Raw genomic sequence first — 25,957 nt, 5'->3', positions numbered from 1 at the left:
TATCCTTCCGAATCATGATCGCCGACCGGTTCGCAGATATTTAGCTGCGATGGCTTACCGTAAGGTTGCGGTATCCAGCTTCAGCGCGGCTTCGGGAATGACCTCGACGTTCGGATAAGCTTTGCGCAGCGGTTCGATGAACTGCTTGGCGTCGCCGACCACAACGATGCTGGCTGCCTTCGGGTCGAGCAACGCGACCGCCGCCGCCTGCACCGCTGCCGGATCGACCGCACCCACTGCACCGGTATAGCGCTGGAGTTCGCCGAGCGGCACGCCGTTCTGGACATAGGCGCCAAGGATACCGGCAACCCCCGACGTCGTCTCGATCCCGCGCCCGAAATTACCCACGAGCACGGCCTTGCGCGTGTCGAGTTCGGCGGCGGGCACGGGGGACGCCCCCATCAGCGTCATCTCGGCGGCGATCAGCGTCACCACCTCGGCAGCGGTCGGATTCTTGGTCTGCGTCCGCGCTGCGACCGTGCCCTGCGTCTTCCCCGCATCGAGCCCGCTGCCCGCACCGTACGCAAGCCCGCGCTTGATCCGGATCTCCTGGTTTAACCGCGACGAAAAGCCGCCGCCCAGAACCGTGTTGCCGACTGCGAGCGGATAATAGCGTGCGTCCGACCGCGCGATCGCAGGCCGCGCAACCACGACGCCAGCCTGACCCGCTTCGGGCATGTCAACGACGATCACGCACGGCTTCGGGTACGTGACCTGCGGCGCGGTCGCGGTTGCCGTGCTGGTCAATTTCCAAGAACCGAACTGCGCTTCCGCCAACGCTTTGGCGCGCGCCGCGGTAACGTCGCCGGCCATGATCAGCGTCGCCTGACCCGGCTGGAAACTCCGCGCATACGCCGCCGTGATGTCGGCCCGCGTGATCGCCTTCAGCGACAGCGGCGTGCCCCCGTTCGGCGCACCATAGGGCGACGCCCCGAGCACGGCACGATCCGCAACCAGACCCGCGACCTGCGCAGGGTCCTTCAACGCCAGCGTCACCGCGTCGACCTGCTGCGTTCGCGCGCGTTCGATCTCCTCGGGGGCGAACGCCGGGTTGATCGCGACGTCGGCGAGGATCGCCATCGCCGGCACAAGCTGGTCCGACTTCACCGTCACGTCGACCGCCGCGCCATCGCTGCCAGCCGAGCTGCCGATCGACCCGCCAAGTCCCTCGACCGCACGCGCGATCTGTGTCGCCGAGCGCGTCTTCGTACCCTTGGTAAGCAGTTCCGCCGACAGGCTGCTGACGCCTGCACGGTTCGCGGGATCGGTCGCCGCACCACCCGCGGTCACCAGATACGCCGTGACGATCGGCAGGTCGTGCCGCTCCACCGTCACCAGCCGCATGCCGTTCGCGAGACGCATTTCGACCGGCTGAGGGATCGTCGGCGATACCGGTGTGCTCGGCGCAGGTGGCTGGACGCGCTGACCTTCCGGAGCGGGCGTCACGATCTCGATATTCGCGGGCGCCTTCAAGTCGGCAACCTCCACTGTCGGCGCGACCGCGATCGTATCCGTGGCACCGCCCGCAGGCCTGGCCGCCAGCGGCATGTACCGGATCGTCGCGGACTGGTTGTCGCCAAGATATTTCCGCGCAACCCGCTGGATATCTGCCGCCGTCACCCGTGCAATGGTCGCCAATTGCTTGTCGGCCGCCTGCGGATCGCCGTCGACCAGCACGGCAGACGCCAGCGTGCTCGCCTTGCCCTCGGCCGTCTCGCGCGACTGGATCGACTGGGTCAGGATCTCGTTCTTCGCCTCCGCCAGTTCGGCGGCGGTCACCGGCGCATCACGGAACCGCGCGACCTCCCGCTTCAACGCGGCTTCACCCGCCTCGACCGTCTTGCCGCCCGCGAGGATTGCGTAGACGACCATGTTGCCGGTTGCCTGCTTGGTATCCAGGAACGCCTCCGCCGACTGCGCGAGCTGGTCGCGGTACACGACGCTCTCGTACAGACGTGAACTCTCGCCGGTCGCCAGCACCGCCTTCAGCACCGTCAACGCGGCGATATCCGCATCGCGGTCCGCCGGCACATGATAGCTGACCAGCACCGCAGGCAGCGGCGTGTTCGGCTCGTACACCGTGCGCGTCACGGCCTTGGTCCGCGCAGGCTCGGCCACCGTCACGCGCGGGATCGCCGCCGCCGGCTTCTTGATCCCCGCAAAATACTGGTCGACCCAGCCACTCAACTGCGCAGGATCGAAATTGCCCGAGACAACCAGGATCGCGTTGTCCGGCCGGTAATAGGTCGCATGGAACGCGCGCACGTCGTCGATCCCGGCCGCTTCCAGATTAGCCAGGCTGCCGATCGTCCCACGCGCATAGGGATGCGTCGTATAGGCAAGCGCCGGATAATAGAGCGAGAACAGCTTGCCGTAAGGCCGCGCGAGCGTGCTCTGGCGAAGCTCCTCCTTAACGACGTCGCGTTCCGAGCCGAAGCTCTTGGGCTCGACGACGAGGCTCGCCATCCGATCGGCCTCCGCGAACAACAGTCGCTGAAGGTGGTTGGCCGGAATTACCTCGTAGTAATTGGTGTAGTCGTCGTTGGTCGACGCATTGTTGTAGCCGCCGACATCCTCGGTCAGCCGGTCCATCTGCTCCGACACCAGGTTGCGCGTCGACTTGAACATCAGATGCTCGAACATGTGCGCGAACCCGGACTTGCCCTTGGGGTCGTCCTTCGAGCCGACGTCGTACCACACCTGCACCGACACGTTCGGCGTGCCGGTGTCGCGGATCGCATACACGCGCAGGCCGTTCGGCAGCGTGCGCTCGGTATAGGCGAGCGGCTTCACCGAAACCTGCGTCGGGGCAGGTGCGGTCTGCGCCCCCACCGCTACCGGAAAAGAAGCTGCGGTCAGCAGCAAAGCGGAGCGGAGGAGGCGCATCGGGATCCTTACTTGTTGCGGTTCGCGAACAGCACCGCGCCCGCGATCGCCGCCGAGCCGATGCCGACGCCCAGGCCGATCTTCGCGAGCGGCCAGCTTTTGGCCTTCTCGGCGGCGTTATGCGCGGCGGCTTCGGCCTGCAGCTTCGCCTCCTTCGCGGCGGCGAGGATCTCGTTCGGGGTGTCGCTGTCGATCTTGATGGTCACTTGGGCTCTCCTTCACTCTTCCGGCCATACACCGCACGGAAATCATTCGCGAACTGCGTCAGCGTGCCCGAGGCGATCGCCGCCCGCAGATCCGCCATCAGCATTTCGTAGAACCAGATATTATGCTCCGTCATGAGCATTGCGCCAAGCATTTCGCCCGACCGAACCAGATGATGCAGATACGCCCGGCCCCAGGTTGCGCAGGCCGGGCAGGGGCAGGCGGGATCGAGCGGCCCCATATCCTCGGCGAACTTCGCGTTGCGGATATTGATCGGCCCGGTCCGCGTGAAGGCCTGGCCAGTGCGACCCGACCTAGTTGGCATCACGCAATCGAACATATCGATCCCACGCTCGACCGCACCGACGATATCGTCCGGCTTGCCGACCCCCATCAGATAGCGCGGCTTGTCGACCGGCAACTGGTCCGGCGCAAAATCGAGGCAGCCGAACATCGCCTCTTGGCCTTCCCCGACCGCGAGCCCCCCGACCGCATAGCCGTCGAAGCCGATATCGATCAGCGCATCCGCCGACGACTTGCGGAAGCCCTCGTTCAACGCGCCCTGCTGAATCCCGAAGATCGCATTGTTCTCGGCATGATCTTCGCCCGCATCGAACGCGGCGCGCGACCGCTTCGCCCAACGCATCGATCGCTCCATCGCCGCGGCCTGCACTTCACGCGTCGAGGTCGTCGGCACCAGTTCGTCGAACGCCATGACGATGTTCGAGCCGAGCAGCCGCTGGATCTCGATCGACCGCTCGGGGCTCAGCAGGTGCCGCGTGCCGTCGAGGTGCGACTTGAACGAGACGCCTTCTTCGGAGCGCTTGGTCAGGTCGGCGAGACTCATCACCTGATAGCCGCCGGAATCGGTCAGGATAGGCTTCGACCACCCCGAGAACGCGTGCAGCCCACCAAGCCGCGCGACCCGCTCCGCACCCGGCCGCAGCATCAAATGATAGGTATTGCCGAGGATGATGTCCGCTCCCGCGCCGACGACATCGGCGGGCTTCATGCCCTTGACGGTAGCCGCGGTGCCAACCGGCATGAACGCCGGCGTGCGAATGTCGCCGCGCTGCATCGCGATGACGCCGGTACGTGCCTTGCCGTCGGTGGCGGAAATGGTGAAGTCGAAGCGGGGACGGGTGGTCATATTACTTTTTCTTGCGAATGCCGTAGCGATCGCCGGCCGGCGCGCCGCGGATGGTGATGAGTTCGGCACGGGTCAGCACGCCGTTCTTGTCTTGATCGAACCGAGCGAAGAACTGCGCGAACCGGGTCTGGAGTTCGGCGAGCGTGATCCGGTTGTCGCCGTCGCGATCGACTTCGAACGGGCTCGGCAATGCGTTACGATCGCCGAGCCACGCCTGCGCCCAGTCGGCAAAGGCAATGTACCCGATCGATCCGGTCGCAGCACCTTCGGCGGTGGCATAGCTCCGGGCAACGCCTGCGGTCAGCTCGGCTTGCGTAACCCGCCCGTCACCATTTGAATCGCAAGCGGCGATGAACAACGCGGCCGGCTCGGCGAAGATCGTCGCGGGCGGCTGCGGCGTACCGGCCGGCGGCGGGGCAGCCGTGATAGCTTGGAGCAGAGCAAGAGCGAGCAGCATGCCGCCCGTCATGGCAGCAGAAGCGAGGCGTCGCCATAGCTGTAGAAGCGATACTTCCCGGCGATCGCATGCGCATATGCCGCCTGCATACGCTCGCGCCCCATCAGCGCCGATACCAGCATGAACAAGGTCGAGCGCGGCAGATGGAAATTGGTCATCAACCCGTCGATCCCGCGGAACCGGTATCCCGGCGTGATGAAGATCGCGGTGTCGCCGTCGAACGGGCGAATCACGTCGTCCTCGCCTGTCGCGCTTTCGATCAGCCGGAGCGACGTCGTCCCCACCGCGATCACGCGACCACCGTTCGCGCGGACCGCGTTCAGCCGATCGGCGGTGGCGGCATCGATCCGGCCCCATTCCGAGTGCATCTTGTGCTCGGTGGTGTCGGTCGCCTTCACGGGAAGGAACGTCCCCGCGCCGACATGCAGCGTCAGCGTCGCATGACCGATCCCTGCCGCCTCGAGCGCCGCCATCAGCTTCGGCGTAAAGTGCAGCGCAGCGGTCGGTGCCGCCACCGCGCCCGGCTCGGACGCGAACATCGTCTGGTAATCGTCCGCGTCGCGTTCGTCGGTCGGGCGCTTGCCGGCGATATACGGGGGCAGGGGCATGTGGCCCGCGCGCTCCAGCAGCAGTTCGACCGGCTCGTCGCCGGCGAACACCAGTGCGTAGCTGCCGTCATCCTCGCGATCGACCGCCGCCGCGCTGACCCCGTTGCCGAACTCGATCACGTCGCCATCGCGCAGCCGCCGAGCGTTGCGGATGAACGCGCGCCAACGTCGCGGCCCCTCGCGCTTGTGCAGCGTCGCGCCGATCTTCGCATCGCCGCGTCGCCCATCGAGCTGTGCGGGGATCACGCGCGTATCGTTGAACACGAGCATGTCGCCGCGCCGCAGCAGCGACGGCAGGTCCGCAACGCCCGCATCCACGGTGGCGTCACCTTCGAGCACCAGCATCCGCGCAGCATCGCGCGGCGCCGCGGGGCGGAGCGCGATGTTGTCGGTCGGCAGGTCGAAGTCGAAAAGGTCGACGTTCAACGTGGGATCACTTCTTTGCAGGAGCCTTCTTTACCGGCGCCTTGCGAGCGGCCGGCGCGAGCTTTGGCTTGGCAGCGTTCGGGCCCGTAGCCGTGCCCGGCAACGTCACCGGTGCACCGAGTGCGGGAGCAGGCGGGCCAGCCATATACGCCGGAGGATTGTCCGCGGCGATATACGCATGGACGATCCGCGACGGGTTCGCCGGCGGCTCGCCGCGCTCGATCGCGTCGACATACTGCATCCCGTCGAGCACGCGACCGAACACGGTGTACTTCTTGTCGAGGCTCAACCGCGGCTGGAAGACGATGAAGAACTGGCTGTTCGCGCTGTCCTCCTTGTCCGACCGCGCCGCCGAGACGGCACCGCGGACGTGCGGCAGGTAGTTGAACTCCGCCTTCACGTCGGGGAGCGTCGAGCCACCGGTGCCGTCGCCCTTGGGATCGCCACCCTGCGCCATGAACCCGTCGATCACGCGGTGGAACGCGAGGCCATCATAGAAATGCTGGCGGGTCAGCGTCTTGATCCGCTCGACCATCAGCGGCGCGACGTCGGGCCGAAGCCAGATCGTCACACGCCCACCAGTCGACAGGTCGAGCAGCAGCAAATTCTGCGTATCGGTCGTGAGCGGCGGCGTAAGGCGCGCAGGCGCTGCAACCACATCCTTCTTCTGCGCCGCGACCGGCACCGTTACCAGGCACCCGAGCAACGCGAACATTCCGACGAAAAAGCGCATCAAATTCCCACTCGAAAGAGGCCCGGCGCAACCAGGCTGCCGCCACTTAGAGCAAATCTGTGCTTGCGCCAATCTGAACGTGCGCAGGGTGGGAGCAGATCAGCTTCCCTTGCGTCCGATCTTCTCGACCCGCGCGACAACCTCATCGCGCACCGCTTCCGGCACGAACTTGGCGATATCGCCGCCATACAGCGCGATCTCCTTGACCAGCCGGCTCGCGATCGGCTGCAGCGCGACGTCGGCCATCAGGAACACGGTCTCGACGCGCGAATTGATCTGCTGGTTCATCCCAGCCATTTGATATTCGTATTCGAAGTCGGCCACTGCGCGTAGCCCGCGGATGATCACCTTGGCGCCCTGCCGCTCGGCAAAGTCCATCAGCAACGAATCGAACGCGACGACCTCGATGTCGCCATCGACGTCCGCTACCTCGCGGCGCACCGTCGCCATCCGCTCTTCGATCGTGAACATCGGCGACTTCGACGGGTTGGTCGTCACCCCGATCACCAGCCGGTCGACCAGCTTGGCACCGCGCCGGATGATGTCCATGTGACCCAAGGTGACGGGATCGAAGGTCCCGGGGTAAACGCCAATCCGTGCGGTCATGCTGATCTCCTACCGGTCGCGTTCGAGCACGAAGCGCGCGATATTGCGCAACAGATCGGCTTCCTTGCCATAGCTGTGCAGGTGCTGGACGGCCTGCTCGACCAGCATCCGCGCTTGTTCGCGGGCACGCTCGGGCCCGAGCAGCGACAGGAACGTCTCCTTGCCCGCGACCTCATCCTTGCGCAGCGACTTGCCGACCACCGCCTCGTCGCCCTCGGCGTCGAGCAGGTCGTCGGCGATCTGGAACGCGAGTCCTAGATCATGCGCATAGCCCCGCAGGCCAACGCGCCCCTCCGGCGGCAATCGCCCGAGAATCGCCCCTGCCTCGACAGACGCCGAGATCAGCGCCCCCGTCTTCATCTGCTGCAACCGCGTCACTGTGTTAAGGTCGAAGCGGGTCGCCTCGGCCTCGATGTCCATCTTCTGGCCGCCCGCCATGCCGTTCGGGCCCGACGCCCGAGCAAGGTCCATCACCAGTTCGACGCGGACGAACGGATCGGCGTGCGTCGCCGGATCGGCCAGGATCTCGAACGCCATCGCGTGCAGGCAATCGCCCGCCAAAATCGCGGTCGCCTCGTCGAACACCTTATGCACGGTCGGCTTGCCGCGGCGCATATCGTCGTCGTCCATCGACGGCAGGTCGTCATGGATCAGCGAATAGACGTGGATCGCCTCGATCGCGGTCGCCGCCCTTGCGGAGCATTCGCGCGCCACGTCGAACAGATTGGCGGTCGCGAACACCAGCAACGGCCGCAGCCGCTTGCCCCCGCCGATCGCGGCATGCCGCATCGCACGGTACAGGTCGCCGCGTGGATCGTCAGGGATCGTCAGCAGCTGGTCGAACTGCCGGTCGATCTCGGCCGAGACATCGGCGAGCGCAGCATCGAGCGTGAGAGGCATCCCGCTCACCGCGTCAGCCCGCCGCGAACGGGCGGACGCCGGCGGGCTTGCCGTCGCCGTCCAGCCGGATCGCCTCGATCCGCGCCTGCGCCGCATCGAGCCGGTCGGCGCAACGCTGACGCAGCTTGTTGCCGCGCTCGTACAGCTCGATCGCCTGCTGGAGCGGCGTATCGCCACTTTCCAGCTTCCCGACGATGATCTCGAGTTCCTTCAGTGCATCCTCGAACGCGAGGTCTTCGATCGGCGTGTCCATGTCGCCGCTATGGCGCAGGCACCGGACGGGGGTCAAGGACGTGCGCTAGCGCTCAGCGCAGCCGGTTCACGGTCCAGGTATACAGTATCGAGACACCGACCAGGCCCAGGTCGACCGCCGCCTGAACCCGATGCGGCGACGGGTCGCGCGAATCATGCGTGACCAACTGCAGGTCGACGGTTGGATGCCGCACGGCAATCACGGCCACCGCGATCAACCCCGCGATTATCAGCGCTCCTCGACGATCCCGCATCTTGTGTTCCCCCGCAGCAGCTGATCATGTCGCAAAACGCCCAAGCGGACAAGTCGGGCGGTGTTCAGGCCGCGATCCGCACCGGTGGCGCCTCGCGCGCGCGATCACGCCCGGCTGCCTTGGCCGCGAACAACGCGCGGTCGGCGCAATTGTACAGGAGCTTCCAGTCCTTCTCGTGCAGCAATGGTCCGGTACACGCACCAATGCTTGCGGTTACCACGATGTCGAACGGCATCCGCTGGCTGCGCAGGCTGTCCAGCACTGCGTCGGGCGCGACCGCGTTCGCCGCGTCGAGCAGGATCGCGAACTCCTCGCCGCCGATCCGCGCCACCAGCGCATCGGGCGGTACTGCGTTGCGCAACGCTCGCGCGACCACACGAAGCACCTCGTCGCCGCCATCGTGGCCGAGCTTCTCGTTGACGCGCTTGAAGTGATCGACGTCGGCGATCAGCAACATCTGGTCGCCCGGTCGGCCGATCGCCCGCGTCAGGAACGCCCGGCGATTGAGCAGCCCGGTCAGCGGCTCGGTATCCGCCAGCAACCGCGCGGCTATCTCCTGCTCGCGCGCGGTATCGCGTTCGACGCTGAGCAGCCGGATCCGGTAGGCGATCGCGAGGCTCGACAGCATCGATTCGAGCGCCATCGACAGGATCGTGGAATTGTCGAGCCACAGGCTCCACTCGAGCAACGCGAACGCATTGGCGACGCGCAGCCCGGCAACCGCGATCGGGACGCTCCACGCCAGCGCGAACAGCCATAGGAAATTGCTTCGCACGCGCCACGCCTGGATCAGAACTGCGGGAATCAGCGCCAGCAAAGCGAGGTAGGCGCTGGCGAGCATCGTATCGAGGATATGGAAATGCCACGGTGCGAATGCCGCCCACAGCAACCCGGTGAACAGCAATCCTGCCATCACGATCGTGCTCGCCGGGCGCAGCCAGCCGACGAACACCGTTCGCTCGAAGAAGGTGCGTGCGAACAGCAGCGCGGCGGCGGCGGATCCGGCTAGAAACAGCGCATTCAGCCGCTGGCGATCGTTGTTGTCCAGGCCCGGAAGCATCTGACCGAGCGCCCCGGACGAGGTCAGCGCATAGGCCAGCAGGCACAGGACCAGCAGGCAATACGCCGGCTGGAACGCTTGTCTCAGTGCGCCCCACAAAGCGAGGTTGTAGACGATAAGCGCGATCGCCATGCCCGCAAACCCGCCATACAGCGCGGCGAGCAGAATCTCTGCGGTATCGCGCTGGTGGTGACTTGCAATCGCCGCGCCGAGGATCAGCCCGCGCAGGTTCGCCGCACCCTCGACATGCCAGAGCAGCCTGACCGGTGCCGCATCGTGCCGCGGCATCGGCTGGACGATCACTGCGCCTAGACCCAGCAACCGCCCCGCCGTGCGCGACGTGAACCCGGCCTGGCGGATCGAACCATCGGCATACAGCACGAACAGCGTCACCCGATTCACCCAGGTGCTGCCGATCCGCACGGTAGGATCGTCACCCTCGATAGTTGGTAGGCGCTGCGACAGGATCCAGAAGTCGCCAGCGCCGAAGCGCGTCTGTGGGGTGACGCAGTCAAAGCCGGCAGGCTCGGCGAACAGCGCGGTGGGTGTCTGACCGGGCAGCGCAGGGCGGATACAGACCGAAACCGGCGTACCGGTGATCGCGACGGCGGGCGCGGCGAAAGCAAGACCGAAGCCCAGCGCTAACGCACCGATCATCCATCGCAGCCATGCCAAACGTTCCATGTCGCGACGCTAGCGCCGCTTCCCCAATTAACGGTAAACGCGGGCAGATTTTCGGATCGCCGTATTTCGATCCTCCCCGCCAGGGAGAGGTGGCTGGCGCTTGCCAGACGGAGGGGGGGAAGACGACGTCCGTTGCGAAGTCCTAACCGCCACCTCGTAACCGACGATGCGTACCCATCCGCCGATAGGCTCCACCCCGGCGAAGGCCGGGGCCCAGTCGGAAAGGTCGCCGTAACGAAGCGCAGCCGTCGTCAGCACCGTTTCCCATCTGGACCCCGGCCTCCGCCGGGGTGGGGCTGATGTCGATCGGGGGGGGGGGCTGCTTGCCCCGGGGGGCTGTGTTCGCTGGGGAGAAGCTTGTGGTTAGGGTAAGTTGATCGAAGCATTCAGACTCAGCATCTACCCCCTGTTCTCCCGCGAAGGCGGGAGCCCAGTCTAGGTCCCGCCTTTGCGGGGAAACACGCTTCCTCGTTATAAGCGTTCCGGACAAAAATCCTGGCCCCTTCCCGGAACCGCCGCCGCGCCCAAGACGACCGAACCATAAAAAAAAGCCCGCCGCCGGATCGCTCCGACGGCAGGCCATTTACACCACATCGAACCCAAGATCACTCGGTCTCGACGGTCTCCACCTTGCCCTTCTTCTTGGGCTTCTTCGGTGCAGCCGGCTCGATCGCGAACGACAGTGCGCCGTCCTTCATCTTCACCGTCACCTCGCCGCCGTGCACCAGCTTGCCGAACAACAATTCCTCGGCGAGCGGCTGCTTGATCTTCTCCTGGATCAGGCGACCCATCGGCCGTGCGCCGTACAGCTTGTCATAGCCCTTGGTCGTCAGCCACGCCTTCGACTCGTCGTCGAGGACGATGTGCACGCCGCGGTCCGCCAGCTGGAGTTCGAGCTGGAGGATGAACTTGTCCACCACCCGCGCGACCACTTCGGTCGGCAGGTACCCGAATGGCACCACCGCATCGAGACGGTTGCGGAATTCGGGCGTGAACATCTTCGTCACCGCCACCTCGTCCTCACCCTCGCGCGACAGGTTGCCGAAGCCGACCGTCTCGCGCGCCATGTCGCTGGCGCCCGCATTGGTCGTCATGATCAGGATGACGTTGCGGAAGTCGACCGACTTGCCATGCTGGTCGGTCAGCCGCCCGTTATCCATCACCTGCAACAGGATGTTGAACAGGTCCGGATGCGCCTTCTCGATCTCGTCGAGCAACAGGACGCAATGCGGGTTCTGATCGATCGCATCGGTCAGCAGGCCACCCTGGTCGAACCCGACATAGCCTGGGGGCGCACCGATCAGACGGCTGACCGAATGCCGCTCCATATATTCGGACATGTCGAACCGCTGGAGCGGGATGCCGAGGATCGTCGATAGCTGCTTGGCGACTTCGGTCTTGCCGACGCCCGTAGGACCGGTGAACAGATAGTTGCCGATCGGCTTCTCCGGCTCGCGCAGACCCGCCCGCGCCAGCTTGATCGCCGACGACAGCTTCTCGATCGCCGCATTCTGTCCGAACACCACGCGCTTCAGATCCGTCTCGAGCGTGGCAAGCGCCAGCTTGTCGTCGGTCGACACAGATTTCGGCGGGATGCGTGCCATCGTCGCGATGACCTGCTCGATCTCCTTTGGCGTGATCGTCTTCTTGCGCTTGTTCGGCGGCACCAGCATCTGCATCGCGCCGACCTCGTCGATCACGTCGATCGCCTTGTCCGGCAGCTTGCGGTCGTTGATGTACCGCGCCGACAGCTCGACCGCCGACTTGATCGCATCGGGCGTGTACTTGACGTTGTGGTGATCCTCGAACGCCGAGCGCAGGCCAGCGAGGATCTTGATGGTATCCTCGATCGTCGGCTCGTTCACGTCGATCTTCTGGAAGCGCCGCAGCAACGCGCGGTCCTTCTCGAAGTGATTGCGGAACTCCTTGTACGTCGTCGAGCCGATGCACCGGATCGTGCCGCCCGACAAAGCCGGCTTGAGCAGGTTCGAAGCATCCATGGCGCCGCCACTCGTCGCACCCGCACCGATCACGGTGTGGATTTCGTCGATGAACAGCACGGCATCAGGCAGCTTCTCGAGCTCGTTGACGACCGCCTTCAAACGCTCCTCGAAGTCACCACGATACCGCGTCCCCGCCAGCAACGCGCCCATGTCGAGCGAATAGATGACGGCAGGCAACAGCACGTCGGGCACATCGCCCTCGACGATTTTCCGCGCCAGGCCTTCGGCGATCGCGGTCTTGCCGACGCCGGGATCGCCAACATACAGCGGGTTGTTCTTCGACCGGCGGCACAGGATCTGGATCGTGCGATCCACCTCCGGGCCGCGTCCGATCAGCGGATCGACCTTGCCGGCCTTGGCCTTCTCGTTGAGGTCGACCGTGAATTGCTTGAGCGCGCTTTCCGTCTTGCCCTTCTCCTGTCCCTTGGCCGGCTTCTCGTCGTCCGCACCCTTTGGCGTTGAGGCTTCGGTCGCCTGCTGGCCACCCTTGCCGACGCCGTGGCTGATGAAGCTGACCGCATCGAGGCGGCTCATGTCCTGCTGCTGCAGGAAATACACGGCATAGCTCTCGCGCTCGCTGAACAGCGCGACGAGCACGTTGGCGCCGGTCACTTCGTCGCGGCCCGAGGACTGGACGTGAAGGATCGCGCGCTGGACGACGCGCTGGAACCCGCTGGTGGGCGAGGGATCCGTCGCCGCATCGACCTTCAGCGCGTCGAGTTCGCTGTCGAGGTAATGCGAGACGGTGTTCTTCAGATCGCCGATCTCGACGTTGCACGCGGTCATGACCTTCGACGCATGTTCGTCGTCGATCAGCGCGAGCAGCAGATGCTCCAGCGTCGCATATTCGTGGCGCCGGGACGATGCCGCCTCGAGCGCCTTGTGCAGCGTGGTCTCGAGGGCGGGTGCAAATGATGGCATTTACAATACTCCTGTCGGGCCGCGAGACCGCGAGCCCTTTGCCACTATGTCGGAACTGATATCGGCCGCATCAAGCACTTGAACCCGGCCCCGTCCGTTCCTGCGCTGTCCGAAAACACCCAGTGGAGAGGCGGGCAGCGCGATCACCGCCTGAAAAGGTCGTCGGCGCTGGCCCGGTGACTGACCGCGCGATCCTTCTTCAACTGGCATCGCGCTATCTCGCCCTGCAGCACGGTAATCCGCGCATCGAGCTCGGCGACCGATAGCGGATCGAGGTCCTGCCGCACGAGCGCGTCGAGCAGATCGTCGGGACGAGAGGGGGCGTCTTCCAGGTCCATCGTGCCTCCAACGTTGACCCGCACCCGAGTGATGTCAATAAGGCGCGGAGTTCAAAAGGGACGTGACGAGCAGATGACCGCGATACCCGAAAACAAATCGAATAACTTAAGTCTACCTGACGTCATGAAGGCGATCGATCCGGAACAGCCCGGCGGTCCCGAAGTCCTCGTGCTCGTCGACCGTCCCGTGCCGAAACCGGGGACGGGCGAAGTCCTGGTCAAGGTCGCCGCCGCCGGGGTCAATCGCCCCGAGGTGATGCAGCGCCAAGGCAAATACCCGCCGCCGCCGGGTGCGCCGTCGATCCTCGGCATGGAGATCTCCGGCACGATCGTCGCGGTCGGCGAAGGCGTCGGCGACGAACAGATCGGCCAACCGGTCTGCGCGCTCATCACCGGCGGCGCCTATGCGGAATATGCGGTCGCGCCGTTCGGTCAGTGCCTGCCCGTCCCCGAGGCGCTGACGATGGTCGAGGCGGCGGCGATGCCCGAGACGCTCTTCACCGTCTGGACCAACCTCTTCGAGCGCGCCTACGCCACCGAAGGCGACACCGTCCTCGTCCACGGCGGCACCAGCGGCATCGGCACGATGGCGATCGCTTTGTGCAACGTCTTTGGCATCGATATCATCGTCACTGCCGGCTCGAAGGCGAAGTGCGAAGCGGCGCTCAGCCTCGGCGCGACGCATGCAATCGACTACAAGTCGGAGGATTTCGTCGAGCGCGTAAAGGAGATCACCGGCGGCAAGGGCGTCGCGGCGGTGCTCGACATGGTCGGCGGCGACTATGTCCCGCGCAACCTCAAGTGCCTCGCGGACGACGGTCGTCACGTTTCGATCGCGGTCATGGGCGGTGCGACGGCAACCGTCCCGCTGTTCGAGATCATGCGCCGCCGCCTGACGCTCACCGGCTCGACGCTTCGCCCGCGCGACACGGCGTTCAAGTCGCTCGTCGCGGACGAGTTGGCGCGGACGGTGTGGCCGCACGTCGAGGCGGGCAAGCTGAAACCCGTGATCGACCGCGTGTTCGCGTTTGCGGACGCCCCGGCGGCACACGCCCGGATGGAAGCAGGCGACCACGTAGGGAAGATCGTGCTGACGATGGAGTGAAGGTTACCCACACCTAACAACCACCCCGGCGAAGGCCGGGGCCCAGTTGGGAGCGCTGAGTAAGGACACGCTGCGCTTCGTTACCGCGACCTTTCCACCTGGGCCCCTGCCTCCGCCGGGGTGGTGTGCTTGAAGCGCTACCCGCTCGCCCCTTGTTCTCCCGCGAAGGCGGGAGCCAAGTCTGGATCCCCGCCTTTGCGGGGAAGCAAACTAACCCTGGCTAAAGGCGGGGCTCTGACTTCGAACAGTCACCGGACTGCGACCACCCTGTAACAATACTCGTCTAATACTCACGACAAGGGATACCTTGCCGGGGGACAGGCTCATGAACGCCGTTACGACGTTTCCGCCATCGAGCGTCTTGGGCGCCGACATCACCGACATCGCCGACTTCATTCATTCCCGGCCTGCCGTGCCCGAGCCGATCGTCGAGCGCCGCCAATACCGCACGATCTGGATTTCCGACGTCCATCTCGGCACGCGCGGCTGCAACGCCGGGATGCTAAACGACTTCCTCGATCATGTAGACAGCGAGACGATGTACCTCGTCGGCGACATGATCGACGGCTGGCGGCTCAAGAAGAAATTCTACTGGCCCGCCGCGCACAACGACGTGATCTGGCGCCTGCTCAAGCGTGCCAAGCGCGGTACGCAGGTCGTCTACATCCCCGGCAACCACGACGAGGTGTTCCGGCAATATTCCGGCCTCGACCTGGGGGGCATCTCGATCCGCCGCAACGCAGTCCACGAGACCGCCGACGGTCGTCGCCTGCTGGTTCTCCACGGCGACGAGTTCGACGCGATCACGCTCGCGCATCGCTGGGTCGCGCATATCGGCGACGCCGCCTACACGATGCTGATGGGGCTCAACCGCTGGGTCAACGCCGCGCGTCGCCGGATGGGCATGCCCTATTGGTCGCTGTCGAAGCACGCCAAGGCCAAGGTCAAGAACGCGGTCGCTTTCATCTCGCACTTCGAGGAAGTCGTCGCGCACGCGGCCGGCGTCCGCGGTGTCGAAGGCGTCGTCTGTGGACACATCCATACCGCCGAAATGCGCGAGATCGCCGGCATCGCTTATTACAACGACGGCGACTGGGTCGAAGGCTGCACGGCCTTGGTCGAGCATTTCGACGGCCATATGGAACTGCTCCACTGGGGCGACGAAATCGCCGCGCGCGAGAAGGACAAGGTCGTCACGTTGGCCGCCTAAACCCTCTCCCATCGGGAAAGGGGCACGCCGCAAAGCGGCGCTGGGTGGGGTTAAGACCACAAGTCGCGCTTGAGCCGTCCTCACCCTCCCGATGGGAGCGGTGTAACAAAGGAACCACCGATGCGTATCGCAATCGTCACGGACGCCTGGAGCCCGCAAGTCAACGGCGTCGTCCGCACGCTCCAGGCGGTCCGCAAGGAACTCGAATCGATCGGCCACCAGGTTCTGATCGTCTCCCCCGAGCAGTTCGCCTCGATGCCATGCCCGACCTACCCAGAGATTCGCCTCGCCTTCGCGCGCTCAGGCGCAGTCGGCCGCATGCTGGCGAGCTTCGGCGCCGATGCGATTCATCTCGCCACCGAGGGCCCGGTCTGCCTCGCTGCGCGCACCTGGTGCCTCGCCCGCGCGCTCCCGTTTACGACCGCCTACCACACGCAGTTCCCCGACTATATCGCCGCCCGCACCGGCGCGAACCCGGACTGGATCTGGCGCTATATCCGCTGGTTTCACCGCCCCGCCCAGTCGATCCTCGTCTCCACCCCCTCGGTCGCCAAAACGCTGGCCGACCAAGGCCTGCACCAGGTCCGCGAATGGGGCAGGGGCGTCGACTTTGCGCAGTTCGGCTTCGACGGCGCACGTGACCCCGAAATGGCGGCGCTGCCCGGCCCGATCCAGCTCTATGTCGGCCGTGTCGCGGTCGAGAAGAACATCGAGGCGTTCCTGTCCTCAGCGCATCCCGGCAAGAAGGTCGTGGTCGGCGAAGGCCCCGCCCGCGCCACGCTCGCGCGCCGTTTCCCGGATGCGGTCTTCCTTGGCCAGCGCTCGGGACTTGACCTCGCCGCAGCCTACCGCACCGCCGACGTGTTCGTTTTTCCCAGCCGCACGGACACGTTCGGCCTTGTGATGATCGAAGCCTTGGCCTGCGGCACACCTGTAGCGGCGTACCCGGTGACCGGGCCGATCGACGTCCTCGACGATCGCGTCGGCGCGATGCACGAGGACCTCGATACTGCGATCGCCACCGCGCTCACCCGCGACAGCGTCACCTGCGCCGCCTATGCCGCGCGCTACAGTTGGCCCGCCAGCGCACGCCAGTTCCTCCACGCGCTCGTACCCCTCGAAGGAAAGCTCATGGCCGCCTGAGCTTGTTCGCTTGCCTGTTGCCCCCGCGCGCACTAAGTCTCTCTCATGTCAGGCCGCTCCGAAAGGGGCGGCCCTTTCTATTTTTACGGAGTTTCCGCCGTGGCCCAGCCGCTCATGCCCCACGCGACCGCCGCCTGGATGGTCGACAATACCGCGCTCAGTTTCGAGCAGATCGCGGACTTCTGCGGCCTGCACATCCTCGAGATCCAGGCGATCGCCGACGACACCACCTCGACCAAGCTCACCGGTCGCGATCCGGTCCGCGCGCACGAAGTGACGCAGGACGAGATCGACAAGGGTGCCGCCGATCCGGATTACCAGCTCAAGATGATCAAGGGCCCCGAGCAGGTCCGCCGCACCAAGGGGCCGCGCTACACGCCGGTCTCGAAGCGCCAGGACAAGCCCGACGGCATCTCGTGGATCATCCGCAACCACCCCGAGATCACCGACGGCGCGATCTCGCTGCTGATCGGCACCACCCGCACGACGATCGCCGCGATCCGCGACCGCAGCCACTGGAACATCGCCAACATCACGCCGAAGGACCCGGTCACGCTCGGCCTGACCTCGCAGCGCGAACTCGACGCCGCGGTGGCGAAGGCGGCCAAGGCAGCCGGCATGGAAGCCCCGACCGACACCCGCCTCGAAGGCGATCGTGAAGTATTGCTCCAGCAGCTCCGCGCCGAGCGCACCCAGGCGGCAGCGGACGCACAGTTCGTGGCGGACGGCGGCGTCCTCCCCGTCAAGCCACTCTTCGACGACCCCTTCAAGCGCTAATCTCGCTTTCCCCTCCCGCAAGCGGGAGGGGGCAGGGGGTGGGCTCGCGATCCCCTCCTGCGATACGGCTAGCGAGATTAGCCGACGCACAAGGCGACGGCCGTTATGTCGAACAGTCCGCGCCTCCATGTTCTCCCGCGAAGGCGGGAGCCCAGTCTGGGGCCCCGCCTTCGCGGGGAAACAAGCTTCCTTCGTCTGAATTTGAGACGTGCCGTCCCCGGCCGGATGATCGAGCGCATGCGAATTCGTTGATTCAACACAATCCTCCCCCGCCAGGGGGGGCTGGCACTTGCCAAACGGAGGGGGCGGTAAGCGACAACCTCCGTTCCGTGTCCTCCCCCTCCGTCACCTGCGGTGCCACCTCCCCCTTGCGGGGAAGGATCGAGAGGGGGGCGACCGCCAAGCAGCACTATCTCCCGCCACATCCAGTTGCTAACCGCAACGGATGGCAACCGCACCCGACACCGATTTCGCGCCGACCAGCCACAAGGGCTTGACCTACCCCTTCGGTGGCGCCGAGCCCGAAGCCGGTGACGTGTTCCAGGTCGCCCCCGGCATAGACTGGGTCCGCCTCCACATCCCCGGCCCCTTGCGCCACGTAAACTGCTGGCTCCTCACCGACACCGACGGCGAAGCGCTTGTCGACACCGGGATGAACACCGCGGCCGCGCGCGACGCCTGGAAGGCCATCTTCAAAGGCCCCAAGGCGGACGTTCGCATCACGCAAATGATCGGCACCCACTTCCACCCGGACCATATCGGCCTGGCAGGCTGGATGTGCGACCACCACGCCGCTCCCCTGATCATGACCCGCGCCGAATGGTTAACCGCGCGCATGCTCGCCGCCGACGCCCGCGATTCCGTCCCGCACGAGATGCTCGCCTTCTGGCGCAGCGCAGGCTGGGGCTCAGAACAGATCGACCACGCTACGGCCAAGGGCTGGGCAGGCTTCCGGAAAATCATCACGCCGCTGCCCTTGAGCTACACCCGCATAGAAGACGGCGACACGCTCACCATCGGCACCCGCAACTGGCGCGTCGTCACCGGCTCCGGCCACTCCCCCGAACATGCGTGCCTGTACGACGAAGCCGACGGCATCCTCATTGCCGGCGATCAGGTCCTCCCCCGCATCAGCCCCAACGTCTCGCTAGGCATCACCGAGCCGAACGCCGACCCGCTGGGCGAATGGTTCGCCTCGATCGCCAAGCTCAAGACGCTGCCCGCCGACCTGCTCGTCCTCCCAGGCCACGGCGACCCGTTCACCGGCCTCCACACCCGCCTCGACGCGATGGACCGCGAACACCGCGAGCGCCTCGACGAACTCGCCGTCTTCCTCGCCGAGCCCCGCCGCGCGGTCGACTGTTTCGGCCGGCTGTTCCGCCGCGCGATCGGGCCCGACGTGCTCGGCATGGCGACAGGCGAGGCACTCGCGCATCTCCGCCGCCTCGAAGTCGAAGGCCGAGCGACCCGCGACACGCACGATGGCGTATGGTGGTGGCGCGCGGCCTGAGTTAGCATGCGGCCGAATTCAAGAGGATAGGCCCATGTGCGACGAGCATACCGCAGACGATAACGAAGCCTATCTGGCCGGCGTCTCGCGCCGCCAGTTCGGCATGATGACCGGCGCGATCGGCCTCACGATGCTGCTGCCCGCCCCCGCGAACGCTGCCGTCATCAAGGGCAGCGACGTCTCGATCGTCACGCCCGACGGCAAGGCCGACGCCTATTTCGTCGCACCCGCCACCGGCAAGCACCCCGGCGTGCTGGTCTGGCCCGACATCATGGGCCTGCGCCCCGCCTTCCGCCAGATGGCCGACCGCCTTGCGCAATCGGGTTATTCGGTGCTCGTCGTCAACCAGTTCTACCGCTCGACCAAGGCGCCGTTCCTGAAGCCCGGCGAGTCCTACGACCAGCCCGAAGTAAAAAGCCGCATCGCGCCGTTCCGCGAGGCGCTGTCATCCGAAGGGACGGTTCGCGACGCGAAAGCCTTCACTGCATTCATCGATGCGCAGCCGCAAACCGACCGCAAACGCGGCATGGCCACCACCGGCTATTGCATGGGCGGCCCGATGGTCATGCGCACCGCCGCAGCGGTCGCGAACCGCATCCGTGCCGGCGCAACGTTCCACGGCGGCGGCTTCGTCACCGACAAGCCCGACAGCCCGCACCTCCTGATCCCGCAGATGAAGGCGCAATACCTCATCGCGATCGCCGCCAACGACGACGCCCGCGCGCCGACCGAGAAAGACACGCTTCGCACCGCGTTTGCCGCTGCGAAATTGCCCGCCGAGATCGAAGTCTACGCTGGCACGATGCACGGCTGGTGCCCGCCCGACTCGAAGGTCTACAATCCGGTCCAGGCGGACAAGGCCTGGGCGCGCATGCTCGCGCTGTTCGACAAGGCGTTGGTATAAAACCTCTCCCCGTCATCCTGACGAAAGTCAGGATCCAGGGCCGAACGCGCGGATCCTCGTGGCTCTGGATCCTGGGTCGAGCCCAGGATGACGGTCGTTGGACTGACGTCCTGCAACCAAAAGGGGGCGCTTGACGCTGATCCCTCTCCATGAGACCATCGTTCACGATCCGTTCTCAAGGAGAGTCGCGTGGCCCTGACCCTGTACACCAACCCGATGTCGCGCGGTCGCATCGCGCGCTGGATGCTCGAAGAGGTCGGCGCCAAGTACGAAACCGTCGTTCTCGACTACGACAAATCGATGAAGGACGAGGCGTATCGCGCGATCAACCCAATGGCCAAGGTCCCCGCGCTGGTCCACAACGGCAAGACCATCACTGAATGCGCTGCGATCTGCGCCTATCTCGCCGAAGCATTCCCCGACGCGGGCCTGGCGCCACGCGATGAAGAACCCGCCGACTATTATCGCTGGCTCTTCTACGCCGCCGGCCCCGTCGAAGCGGCCGTCGGTAACCGCGCGCTCGGTGTAGTGCCCGACGCCGCGCAACAGCGGATGATCGGCTATGGCAGCCTCGACCGCGTGATCGATGTACTCGAACAGGCGGTTGCCGCGCATCCGTACATCGCTGGCGACCGCTTTACCGCCGCCGACGTCTATGTCGGATCGCAAGTGATCTGGGGGATGCAGTTCGGCTGGCTGCCCAAGCGCCCCACCTTCACCGACTATGCCGCCCGCCTGATCGAACGTCCGGCGTACAAGCGGGCAGGAGATCTGGACGACGCGCTGATCGCTGCCGCAGCCTGAGGTCGACCGACGGCGTGCGACCTGTGACCTCGTTAACCTGACGAAAGTCAGGATCCAGAGCCATGAAGGCTAGCTGTCGGTATCCTGGGTCCTGACTTTCGTCAGGATGACGGCGGGGACTGGGCCGGCACGTGAATGTGAGATAAGCTTTTTGGCAGAACCTGTTGCGTCCGCAGTCCGTTGGCGCGCACCGGATCGACGTCATACGGGCAAGGGGGCGCTGGATGGTCTCGGCTAGAAAGACGGGTCGGCTCACGAACACGACCGGTAGCAATGGCCCGTACAAACCTTGCCCTGACCCTTCCCACGGCCGAGTGGCCGCGGGCTCCTTCCCTCTCCCGTGGGGGAGAGGGAGAGACGCGAAGGCGGCGATAGGCGAGGGCACGTCACCGATTGCAATCGTGGACGCTAACTTCGCTGGCTAGGCGACTGACTAACGTCGCTCACTCCAAACTAAACTAGTATCAACTACTTAGCAGCTAGCCGACTCTCACAAACCCGGATCAGGCCGCCCACTTCGCCAGCCAGTCGGCCAAGGCCTGCGGCCCCATCGACCGGGCGTCCGCCAGTTCGGTCTCATGCCCGGCATTCAACAGCTTGTTGGTCCGCGGATCGACCACCAGCACCGCGGGCACACCCTTAAGGCGGCCCTTGATCCCGTAACCTGCCGCGATCTGCCCGTTCTTGTCGAAGCGGCCGATATCGACCGTCACGACAACGAACTTGCTGTCGACGAAACGCTTCATCTCCGGCAGGTCGATCGTCCCCGCGAGCAGACGGCAATCGAGGCACCAGTTGCCGCCGAGATCGATCAGCAACCGCTTGTGCGTCTTCAGCGCGCGCGCCCGCGCCGCCGCAACCTGCGCATTGGCGTTCGCCGACTCATCATACGGTAGCGGCAACGGCTGCGGCAACTTGTCGAAGCTCGCCGTGTTGACGTGAGGCGCCACGACTTTCGCACGCGGCGCAGCGGGAGCGGCCACGGCAGTCGCGAGCAAGGCAAGCGCGGCGAGACGGCGCATCGACATCATTCATATCCTCCGATCACGGCATTCAGGAAGCTCGGGAATGGCCCGTTCCAGCCATCCGTCGGCGTATCGGCGACTGGTTGGCGGCGACCACCGGTTGGATCCGCAGGAATGCGCTCCGTCCGTGGCGGTTCGACCTTCGCGGCTTCTGAACGAACACGTTGCGAGCGAGGAGGTTCCGACCGCACAGGTTCAGACGGCACCGGCTCAGACCGAACGGGCGCGGCGCGAACCGGTTCCACATACTCCGGCTCGACCCGTGCCGGCTCCGCAACGCGCGGCTTGACCGCAGGCACGGGCTCGTCGATCGGCGTCCGCTCCCAGCGCGGGCGCTTCGCCACCACGACCGGCTCGGCCGCGGCCAGCACTTCGGCGACGATCGCGGGCGCAACGGTGTCTTCGCGCGGTACGCGACGAGTCCGCGGCCGCTCGCGACCAGCCTCCTCCGCAACCGCGACCGAAGCCACGTCCTCCGAACGCACCCCGCGACGGCTCCGCGACCGATCGCGACGCGGCGCATCCTCTTCGGCCTCGACGGCAACCGAAGCCGTCTTCTGCTCGGCAACCTTCAGCCGCTCGATCGTCTGCCCGGTAAGCTTCTCGATATTGACGATATTCTCGGCATCGTCCGGCGCGACGAACGTGTACGCCGTCCCCGTCGCCCCGGCGCGGCCCGTCCGACCGATCCGGTGCACGTAATCGTCCGGATGCCAAGGCGCGTCATAGTTGAACACCGTCGACACGCCCTTGATGTCGAGCCCGCGCGCTGCGACGTCCGACGCGACGAGGATCGTCACCGCGCCGGTCTTGAACAGCTCGAGCTCGGCCAGTCGCTGCGGCTGTTCCATATCGCCGTGGATCTCGCCCGACTTGTAGCCCGCCTGCTTCAGCACCTTGTTGAGGTCGCGCACCGTCGTCTTGCGGTTGCAGAAGATGATCGCGTTGGTCACCTCTTCCTGCGCGAGAATCCGGCGCAGCGTGTCGCGCTTGGCAGTCTGGCTCGGCACCGGCACCAGATACTGCTTGATGTTGAGGTTGGTCGACGCCGGGCGCGACACCTCGATCGTCTTGGGATTGGTCAGGAACTTATCCGCCAGCTTCTTGATCGGCGGCGGCATCGTTGCCGAGAACAGCAAAGTCTGGCGCTGCTTCGGCAGCTTGGTGCAGATTTCCTCGATGTCGGGGATGAAGCCCATGTCGAGCATCCGGTCCGCCTCGTCGATCACCAGCATCGAACAGCCGTTGAGCATGATCTTGCCACGTCCGAACAGGTCCATTAGCCGGCCCGGCGTCGCGATCAGGACGTCGACGCCCTTTTCGAGCGCGGCCAACTGGTCGCCCATCGACACGCCACCGATCAGCAGCGCCATCGAGAGGTTCGAGTTGACGCCGTATTTCTCGAAATTCTCCGCAACCTGCGCGGCGAGTTCGCGCGTCGGCTCGAGGATCAGCGAACGCGGCATCCGCGCGCGGCTGCGGCCATGCGCGAGAATATCGATCATCGGCAGCACGAACGACGCGGTCTTGCCGGTGCCCGTCTGGGCAATGCCGATGATGTCACGCATCATCAGCACCGACGGGATCGCGCCCGCCTGGATCGGGGTCGGCTCGGTATAGCCGGAGTCGGTGACTGCCTTGAGCAGTTCGTCGGAGAGGCCGAGATCGGCAAAACTCATGCAAATGTCCGGTAAATAGAGGGTGAAATGCACTGCCCTCAAGCGTTCCGGCGCTCGCCGATTTGCCGACAAATGTCAAGGAAACGCGGTGAATGGAGGGTGAGAAGGGGCGGCGGGCGGCGTAATTCCGCAAAAGCGCCCGTCATCCTGACGAAAGTCAGGATCCAGAGTTGAGCAGCGTACCGTCAGTTACTCTGGATCGTGACTTTCGTCAGGATGACGGAGCGCGGTGAGACTGCGTTCGCCCCACACGCGACTGGCCGGCCCCCGCTACTTCTTTGCCCGCAAGCTCTTGAACCCCTCGATCTCGCAGCGTGCGCCCGATCGCATACGGATCGCATCGCGGTCCTTGCAGATCATCCCGTCCAGGCCTGGCCGCAGATAGAACCCCGAATAATAATCGAGCGGCTTGCAATCGCCGTCGAGCCGCGCGCGCAACCGCGTCGTGTCGTCCATCACCAGGTCGACCGCGCCGTCCTTGTTGAGCATCGCGCCAGCGATCTCGTCAACGGCGATGCATTTGGGGCCCTTGTGTTCCTTCCACTCGGTCGGCGGCGCGTAGCTGCGGATCGGGGCCCGGCTCATGCGGGGCACGCGGATGATAATGCGTTCGTGGATCGAGACCTGCGCGACCTGCAAACCGTCGAGCGTGGACCCCGGAGAGGGCACATCTCGCCCGCCCGTAACAAAGGGGCCCGCGAGCGCGAGCAAAGTGGCAGGAATGGCGGGATGAATCATGCTGGCTGGATCATGTTTACGTAACCGTTAGGGCCAATCGTTGAACGTGCGATGAATTTTGTCTAGCGCTTCGTCCGTGCCCGAAATTCAGACAGCAACCCTGACGCCTTCGCAGACCGCGATGCTCGAATCCCTTGTCTCGCAGCTCGACGCGAAGGCGATCGTCACCGACCCCGCCGACATCGACCCGTGGCTGCACGATTGGCGCGGCCGGTTCCACGGCGCCGCGCCCGCAATGCTCGCACCGACTTCGACTGCGGAAGTTGCGCTGATCGTCGCGGCCGCCGCCGAGCACCGCGTGCCGCTGGTCGCGCAAGGCGGCAACACCTCGATGGTCGGCGGCGCGACCGCCCCCGCCGACGGCAGCGCGCTGATCCTGTCGCTGCGCCTGATGAACCGTATCCGCAGCCTCGACACCGACGCAGGTCTCGCGATCGCCGAGGCCGGCGTGATCCTCGCCGACCTCGACGGCGCGGCGCAAGGGGGGGGCTGGCGCTTCCCGCTGACGCTCGGCGCGCGTGGCACGGCGACGATCGGCGGCCTCGTCTCGACCAACGCCGGTGGCACACAGGTCCTCAAGTTCGGCACGATGCGCGGCCTCGTCGCGGGCGTCGAGGCGGTGCTCGCCGACGGCACCATCTACGACGGCCTGTCCGCGCTCAAGAAGGACAATCGCGGCTACGACCTCGACCAGCTCTTCATCGGCGCGGAAGGCACGCTGGCGATCGTCACCGCCGCCACGCTTCGTCTCGCTCCCGCAATCGCAGCGCGCGGCACAGCCTGGGTCGGCATAGCGTCGCCCCAGGCCGCGCTGAAACTCCTGCGCACGATGCAGGCTAGGACCGACGCGATCGAAAGCTTCGAGATACTCCCCGCCGAGTCGCTCGACGCCGCCATCGCGCACCTCCCGAACGCTCGCGCGCCGCTCGCCGGTCGCCACCACTGGCACCTCCTGATCGAGGCGACCTCGGCCACTACCGAAGGCGAGTCTCCATCCGCGCTACTCGAACACCTGCTCGGCAAAGCCCTCGAAGATGGCGCGATCGAAGACGCGACGATCGCCACCAGCGAAGCCCAGTCCACTGCCTTCTGGCTCCTCCGCGACTCGCTCTCCGCAGCCGAACGCGCGCTCGGCCCCGCGACGCAGCACGACATCTCGATTCCCGTCGAGACGATGCCGCGCTTCATGATCGAGGCGGCGGCGGCGTGCGACGCGCGCTTCCCCGGCACGCATGCGAGCGGCTTCGGCCATCTCGGCGACGGCAATGTCCACTTCCACGTCCGCGCTGCGCCCGGCACCGACCCTTCGCACTGGTATGCCGAGGACGCGCCGGTCGTCACCCGCTTCGTCGGCGATCTCGTGACGGCGGCCGGTGGCTCGATCTCGGCGGAGCACGGCATCGGCCAGATGAAGCGCGACGAACTCGAACGCCTCTCGTCGCCGGCGCGCATGACCACGCTCAGGGCGATCAAGTCCGCGCTCGATCCGCTCGGCATCCTCAACCCCGGCAAGCTCGTCACACTTGCACGCCCGCCCGGCGCACCATAGAGCCTCGCCCCAATCGGTGGCATGAGCCATC

General features: G+C 65.7%; 24 protein-coding genes. 8 read left to right on the top strand and 16 right to left on the bottom strand.

Features of this window, described 5'->3' with window-relative positions; translation table 11 throughout:
• Nucleotides 1–54: 54 nt before the first annotated feature.
• From O6W96_RS06700 to O6W96_RS06640, 13 genes are all read right to left on the bottom strand, one after another.
• On the bottom strand, nucleotides 55–2,886 hold the full coding sequence (locus O6W96_RS06700) for a M16 family metallopeptidase (RefSeq protein WP_353468831.1): 2,832 nt from the start codon (nucleotides 2,884–2,886) through the stop codon (nucleotides 55–57).
• Nucleotides 2,887–2,894: 8 nt separating this feature from the next.
• Entirely contained in the window at nucleotides 2,895–3,092 is a 198-nt protein-coding gene (locus tag O6W96_RS06695; RefSeq protein WP_197978314.1) for a hypothetical protein, read from the bottom strand.
• Nucleotides 3,089–4,240, bottom strand: coding sequence for a tRNA guanosine(34) transglycosylase Tgt (gene tgt, locus O6W96_RS06690; RefSeq protein ID WP_353468830.1), 1,152 nt, complete (start codon nucleotides 4,238–4,240; stop codon nucleotides 3,089–3,091). The genes O6W96_RS06695 and tgt overlap by 4 nt, the downstream gene beginning before the upstream one ends.
• Nucleotide 4,241: 1 nt before the next feature.
• A complete protein-coding gene (locus O6W96_RS06685; RefSeq protein ID WP_353468829.1) occupies nucleotides 4,242–4,697 on the bottom strand; it encodes an EF-hand domain-containing protein in 456 nt (151 codons plus the stop codon).
• Nucleotides 4,698–4,705: 8 nt separating this feature from the next.
• Complete coding sequence (gene queA / locus O6W96_RS06680) at nucleotides 4,706–5,731, bottom strand: tRNA preQ1(34) S-adenosylmethionine ribosyltransferase-isomerase QueA (RefSeq protein ID WP_353468827.1); 1,026 nt, start codon at nucleotides 5,729–5,731, stop codon at nucleotides 4,706–4,708.
• 7 nt (nucleotides 5,732–5,738) lie between these two features.
• Nucleotides 5,739–6,464: a peptidylprolyl isomerase gene (locus tag O6W96_RS06675; protein WP_353468826.1), complete on the bottom strand. Its 726-nt coding sequence runs from the start codon at nucleotides 6,462–6,464 to the stop codon at nucleotides 5,739–5,741.
• Between the two features lie 99 nt (nucleotides 6,465–6,563).
• On the bottom strand, nucleotides 6,564–7,070 hold the full coding sequence (gene coaD, locus O6W96_RS06670; protein WP_353468824.1) for a pantetheine-phosphate adenylyltransferase: 507 nt from the start codon (nucleotides 7,068–7,070) through the stop codon (nucleotides 6,564–6,566).
• Nucleotides 7,071–7,079: 9 nt separating this feature from the next.
• Nucleotides 7,080–7,970, bottom strand: coding sequence for a polyprenyl synthetase family protein (locus O6W96_RS06665; protein ID WP_353469374.1), 891 nt, complete (start codon nucleotides 7,968–7,970; stop codon nucleotides 7,080–7,082).
• Between the two features lie 13 nt (nucleotides 7,971–7,983).
• Nucleotides 7,984–8,223 (bottom strand): exodeoxyribonuclease VII small subunit, encoded by a 240-nt coding sequence (locus O6W96_RS06660; RefSeq protein WP_353468823.1) that lies wholly within the window; start codon nucleotides 8,221–8,223, stop codon nucleotides 7,984–7,986.
• Nucleotides 8,224–8,275: 52 nt separating this feature from the next.
• Complete coding sequence (locus O6W96_RS06655) at nucleotides 8,276–8,476, bottom strand: hypothetical protein (protein ID WP_353468822.1); 201 nt, start codon at nucleotides 8,474–8,476, stop codon at nucleotides 8,276–8,278.
• A 64-nt stretch (nucleotides 8,477–8,540) separates the two neighbouring features.
• Nucleotides 8,541–10,220, bottom strand: a complete 1,680-nt coding sequence (locus O6W96_RS06650) for a GGDEF domain-containing protein (protein WP_353468821.1) — start codon at nucleotides 10,218–10,220, stop codon at nucleotides 8,541–8,543.
• A gap of 605 nt (nucleotides 10,221–10,825) precedes the next feature.
• A complete protein-coding gene (gene clpA, locus O6W96_RS06645) occupies nucleotides 10,826–13,144 on the bottom strand; it encodes an ATP-dependent Clp protease ATP-binding subunit ClpA (protein WP_353468820.1) in 2,319 nt (772 codons plus the stop codon).
• A gap of 143 nt (nucleotides 13,145–13,287) precedes the next feature.
• Nucleotides 13,288–13,482, bottom strand: a complete 195-nt coding sequence (locus O6W96_RS06640; protein WP_353468819.1) for a DUF1192 domain-containing protein — start codon at nucleotides 13,480–13,482, stop codon at nucleotides 13,288–13,290.
• Nucleotides 13,483–13,606: 124 nt separating this feature from the next.
• Here O6W96_RS06640 and O6W96_RS06635 point away from each other — a divergent pair, with 124 nt between their 5' ends.
• The 7 genes from O6W96_RS06635 to O6W96_RS06605 all read left to right on the top strand — a co-directional run bounded on the left by O6W96_RS06635 (nucleotide 13,607) and on the right by O6W96_RS06605 (nucleotide 20,935).
• A complete protein-coding gene (locus tag O6W96_RS06635; protein WP_353468818.1) occupies nucleotides 13,607–14,587 on the top strand; it encodes an NAD(P)H-quinone oxidoreductase in 981 nt (326 codons plus the stop codon).
• A 325-nt stretch (nucleotides 14,588–14,912) separates the two neighbouring features.
• A complete protein-coding gene (locus O6W96_RS06630; RefSeq protein WP_353468817.1) occupies nucleotides 14,913–15,797 on the top strand; it encodes a UDP-2,3-diacylglucosamine diphosphatase in 885 nt (294 codons plus the stop codon).
• Between the two features lie 120 nt (nucleotides 15,798–15,917).
• Nucleotides 15,918–16,940 (top strand): glycosyltransferase family 4 protein, encoded by a 1,023-nt coding sequence (locus O6W96_RS06625; protein WP_353468816.1) that lies wholly within the window; start codon nucleotides 15,918–15,920, stop codon nucleotides 16,938–16,940.
• Nucleotides 16,941–17,039: 99 nt separating this feature from the next.
• Nucleotides 17,040–17,717, top strand: coding sequence for a DUF1013 domain-containing protein (locus tag O6W96_RS06620; protein ID WP_055873545.1), 678 nt, complete (start codon nucleotides 17,040–17,042; stop codon nucleotides 17,715–17,717).
• Nucleotides 17,718–18,162: 445 nt separating this feature from the next.
• On the top strand, nucleotides 18,163–19,227 hold the full coding sequence (locus O6W96_RS06615; RefSeq protein ID WP_353468815.1) for an MBL fold metallo-hydrolase: 1,065 nt from the start codon (nucleotides 18,163–18,165) through the stop codon (nucleotides 19,225–19,227).
• 34 nt (nucleotides 19,228–19,261) lie between these two features.
• Nucleotides 19,262–20,131: a dienelactone hydrolase family protein gene (locus O6W96_RS06610; RefSeq protein WP_353468814.1), complete on the top strand. Its 870-nt coding sequence runs from the start codon at nucleotides 19,262–19,264 to the stop codon at nucleotides 20,129–20,131.
• A 189-nt stretch (nucleotides 20,132–20,320) separates the two neighbouring features.
• The gene (locus tag O6W96_RS06605; RefSeq protein WP_353468813.1) at nucleotides 20,321–20,935 is read left to right on the top strand and encodes a glutathione S-transferase family protein; all 615 of its coding nucleotides are present in this window, start codon (nucleotides 20,321–20,323) and stop codon (nucleotides 20,933–20,935) included.
• Between the two features lie 503 nt (nucleotides 20,936–21,438).
• Here the strand turns inward: O6W96_RS06605 and O6W96_RS06600 are convergent.
• The 3 genes from O6W96_RS06600 to O6W96_RS06590 all read right to left on the bottom strand — a co-directional run bounded on the left by O6W96_RS06600 (nucleotide 21,439) and on the right by O6W96_RS06590 (nucleotide 24,377).
• A complete protein-coding gene (locus O6W96_RS06600; protein WP_353469373.1) occupies nucleotides 21,439–21,957 on the bottom strand; it encodes a thioredoxin family protein in 519 nt (172 codons plus the stop codon).
• 5 nt (nucleotides 21,958–21,962) lie between these two features.
• Complete coding sequence (locus O6W96_RS06595) at nucleotides 21,963–23,639, bottom strand: DEAD/DEAH box helicase (protein WP_353468812.1); 1,677 nt, start codon at nucleotides 23,637–23,639, stop codon at nucleotides 21,963–21,965.
• A 270-nt stretch (nucleotides 23,640–23,909) separates the two neighbouring features.
• Nucleotides 23,910–24,377, bottom strand: a complete 468-nt coding sequence (locus O6W96_RS06590) for a hypothetical protein (RefSeq protein WP_353468811.1) — start codon at nucleotides 24,375–24,377, stop codon at nucleotides 23,910–23,912.
• A gap of 121 nt (nucleotides 24,378–24,498) precedes the next feature.
• Between O6W96_RS06590 and O6W96_RS06585 the strand changes: the two genes are divergently transcribed.
• Nucleotides 24,499–25,926 (top strand): FAD-binding oxidoreductase, encoded by a 1,428-nt coding sequence (locus tag O6W96_RS06585; RefSeq protein WP_353469372.1) that lies wholly within the window; start codon nucleotides 24,499–24,501, stop codon nucleotides 25,924–25,926.
• Nucleotides 25,927–25,957: the final 31 nt, after the last annotated feature.

It is taken from the genome of Sphingomonas faeni, from assembly GCF_040407495.1.
Lineage (GTDB): Bacteria > Pseudomonadota > Alphaproteobacteria > Sphingomonadales > Sphingomonadaceae > Sphingomonas > Sphingomonas faeni_D.
The sequence above is the reverse complement of the archived record's forward strand: the minus strand, read 5'-3'. Positions and strand labels throughout refer to the sequence as shown.

What these genes read in the sequence shown, in the direction of transcription:
- O6W96_RS06625 (WP_353468816.1), top strand. Translation starts at nt 15,918, where the DNA reads ATGCGTATCGCAATCGTCACGGACGCCTGGAGCCCGCAAGTCAACGGC.
- O6W96_RS06595 (WP_353468812.1), bottom strand. Translation starts at nt 23,639, where the DNA reads ATGAGTTTTGCCGATCTCGGCCTCTCCGACGAACTGCTCAAGGCAGTC.
- O6W96_RS06655 (WP_353468822.1), bottom strand. Translation starts at nt 8,476, where the DNA reads ATGCGGGATCGTCGAGGAGCGCTGATAATCGCGGGGTTGATCGCGGTG.
- O6W96_RS06590 (WP_353468811.1), bottom strand. Translation starts at nt 24,377, where the DNA reads ATGATTCATCCCGCCATTCCTGCCACTTTGCTCGCGCTCGCGGGCCCC.
- O6W96_RS06635 (WP_353468818.1), top strand. Translation starts at nt 13,607, where the DNA reads ATGAAGGCGATCGATCCGGAACAGCCCGGCGGTCCCGAAGTCCTCGTG.
- clpA (WP_353468820.1), bottom strand. Translation starts at nt 13,144, where the DNA reads ATGCCATCATTTGCACCCGCCCTCGAGACCACGCTGCACAAGGCGCTC.
- O6W96_RS06640 (WP_353468819.1), bottom strand. Translation starts at nt 13,482, where the DNA reads ATGGACCTGGAAGACGCCCCCTCTCGTCCCGACGATCTGCTCGACGCG.
- O6W96_RS06585 (WP_353469372.1), top strand. Translation starts at nt 24,499, where the DNA reads ATGCTCGAATCCCTTGTCTCGCAGCTCGACGCGAAGGCGATCGTCACC.
- O6W96_RS06685 (WP_353468829.1), bottom strand. Translation starts at nt 4,697, where the DNA reads ATGCTGCTCGCTCTTGCTCTGCTCCAAGCTATCACGGCTGCCCCGCCG.
- O6W96_RS06665 (WP_353469374.1), bottom strand. Translation starts at nt 7,970, where the DNA reads ATGCCTCTCACGCTCGATGCTGCGCTCGCCGATGTCTCGGCCGAGATC.
- O6W96_RS06615 (WP_353468815.1), top strand. Translation starts at nt 18,163, where the DNA reads ATGGCAACCGCACCCGACACCGATTTCGCGCCGACCAGCCACAAGGGC.
- O6W96_RS06700 (WP_353468831.1), bottom strand. Translation starts at nt 2,886, where the DNA reads ATGCGCCTCCTCCGCTCCGCTTTGCTGCTGACCGCAGCTTCTTTTCCG.
- O6W96_RS06675 (WP_353468826.1), bottom strand. Translation starts at nt 6,464, where the DNA reads ATGCGCTTTTTCGTCGGAATGTTCGCGTTGCTCGGGTGCCTGGTAACG.
- O6W96_RS06600 (WP_353469373.1), bottom strand. Translation starts at nt 21,957, where the DNA reads ATGCGCCGTCTCGCCGCGCTTGCCTTGCTCGCGACTGCCGTGGCCGCT.
- O6W96_RS06610 (WP_353468814.1), top strand. Translation starts at nt 19,262, where the DNA reads ATGTGCGACGAGCATACCGCAGACGATAACGAAGCCTATCTGGCCGGC.
- coaD (WP_353468824.1), bottom strand. Translation starts at nt 7,070, where the DNA reads ATGACCGCACGGATTGGCGTTTACCCCGGGACCTTCGATCCCGTCACC.
- O6W96_RS06650 (WP_353468821.1), bottom strand. Translation starts at nt 10,220, where the DNA reads ATGGAACGTTTGGCATGGCTGCGATGGATGATCGGTGCGTTAGCGCTG.
- O6W96_RS06660 (WP_353468823.1), bottom strand. Translation starts at nt 8,223, where the DNA reads ATGGACACGCCGATCGAAGACCTCGCGTTCGAGGATGCACTGAAGGAA.
- O6W96_RS06630 (WP_353468817.1), top strand. Translation starts at nt 14,913, where the DNA reads ATGAACGCCGTTACGACGTTTCCGCCATCGAGCGTCTTGGGCGCCGAC.
- tgt (WP_353468830.1), bottom strand. Translation starts at nt 4,240, where the DNA reads ATGACCACCCGTCCCCGCTTCGACTTCACCATTTCCGCCACCGACGGC.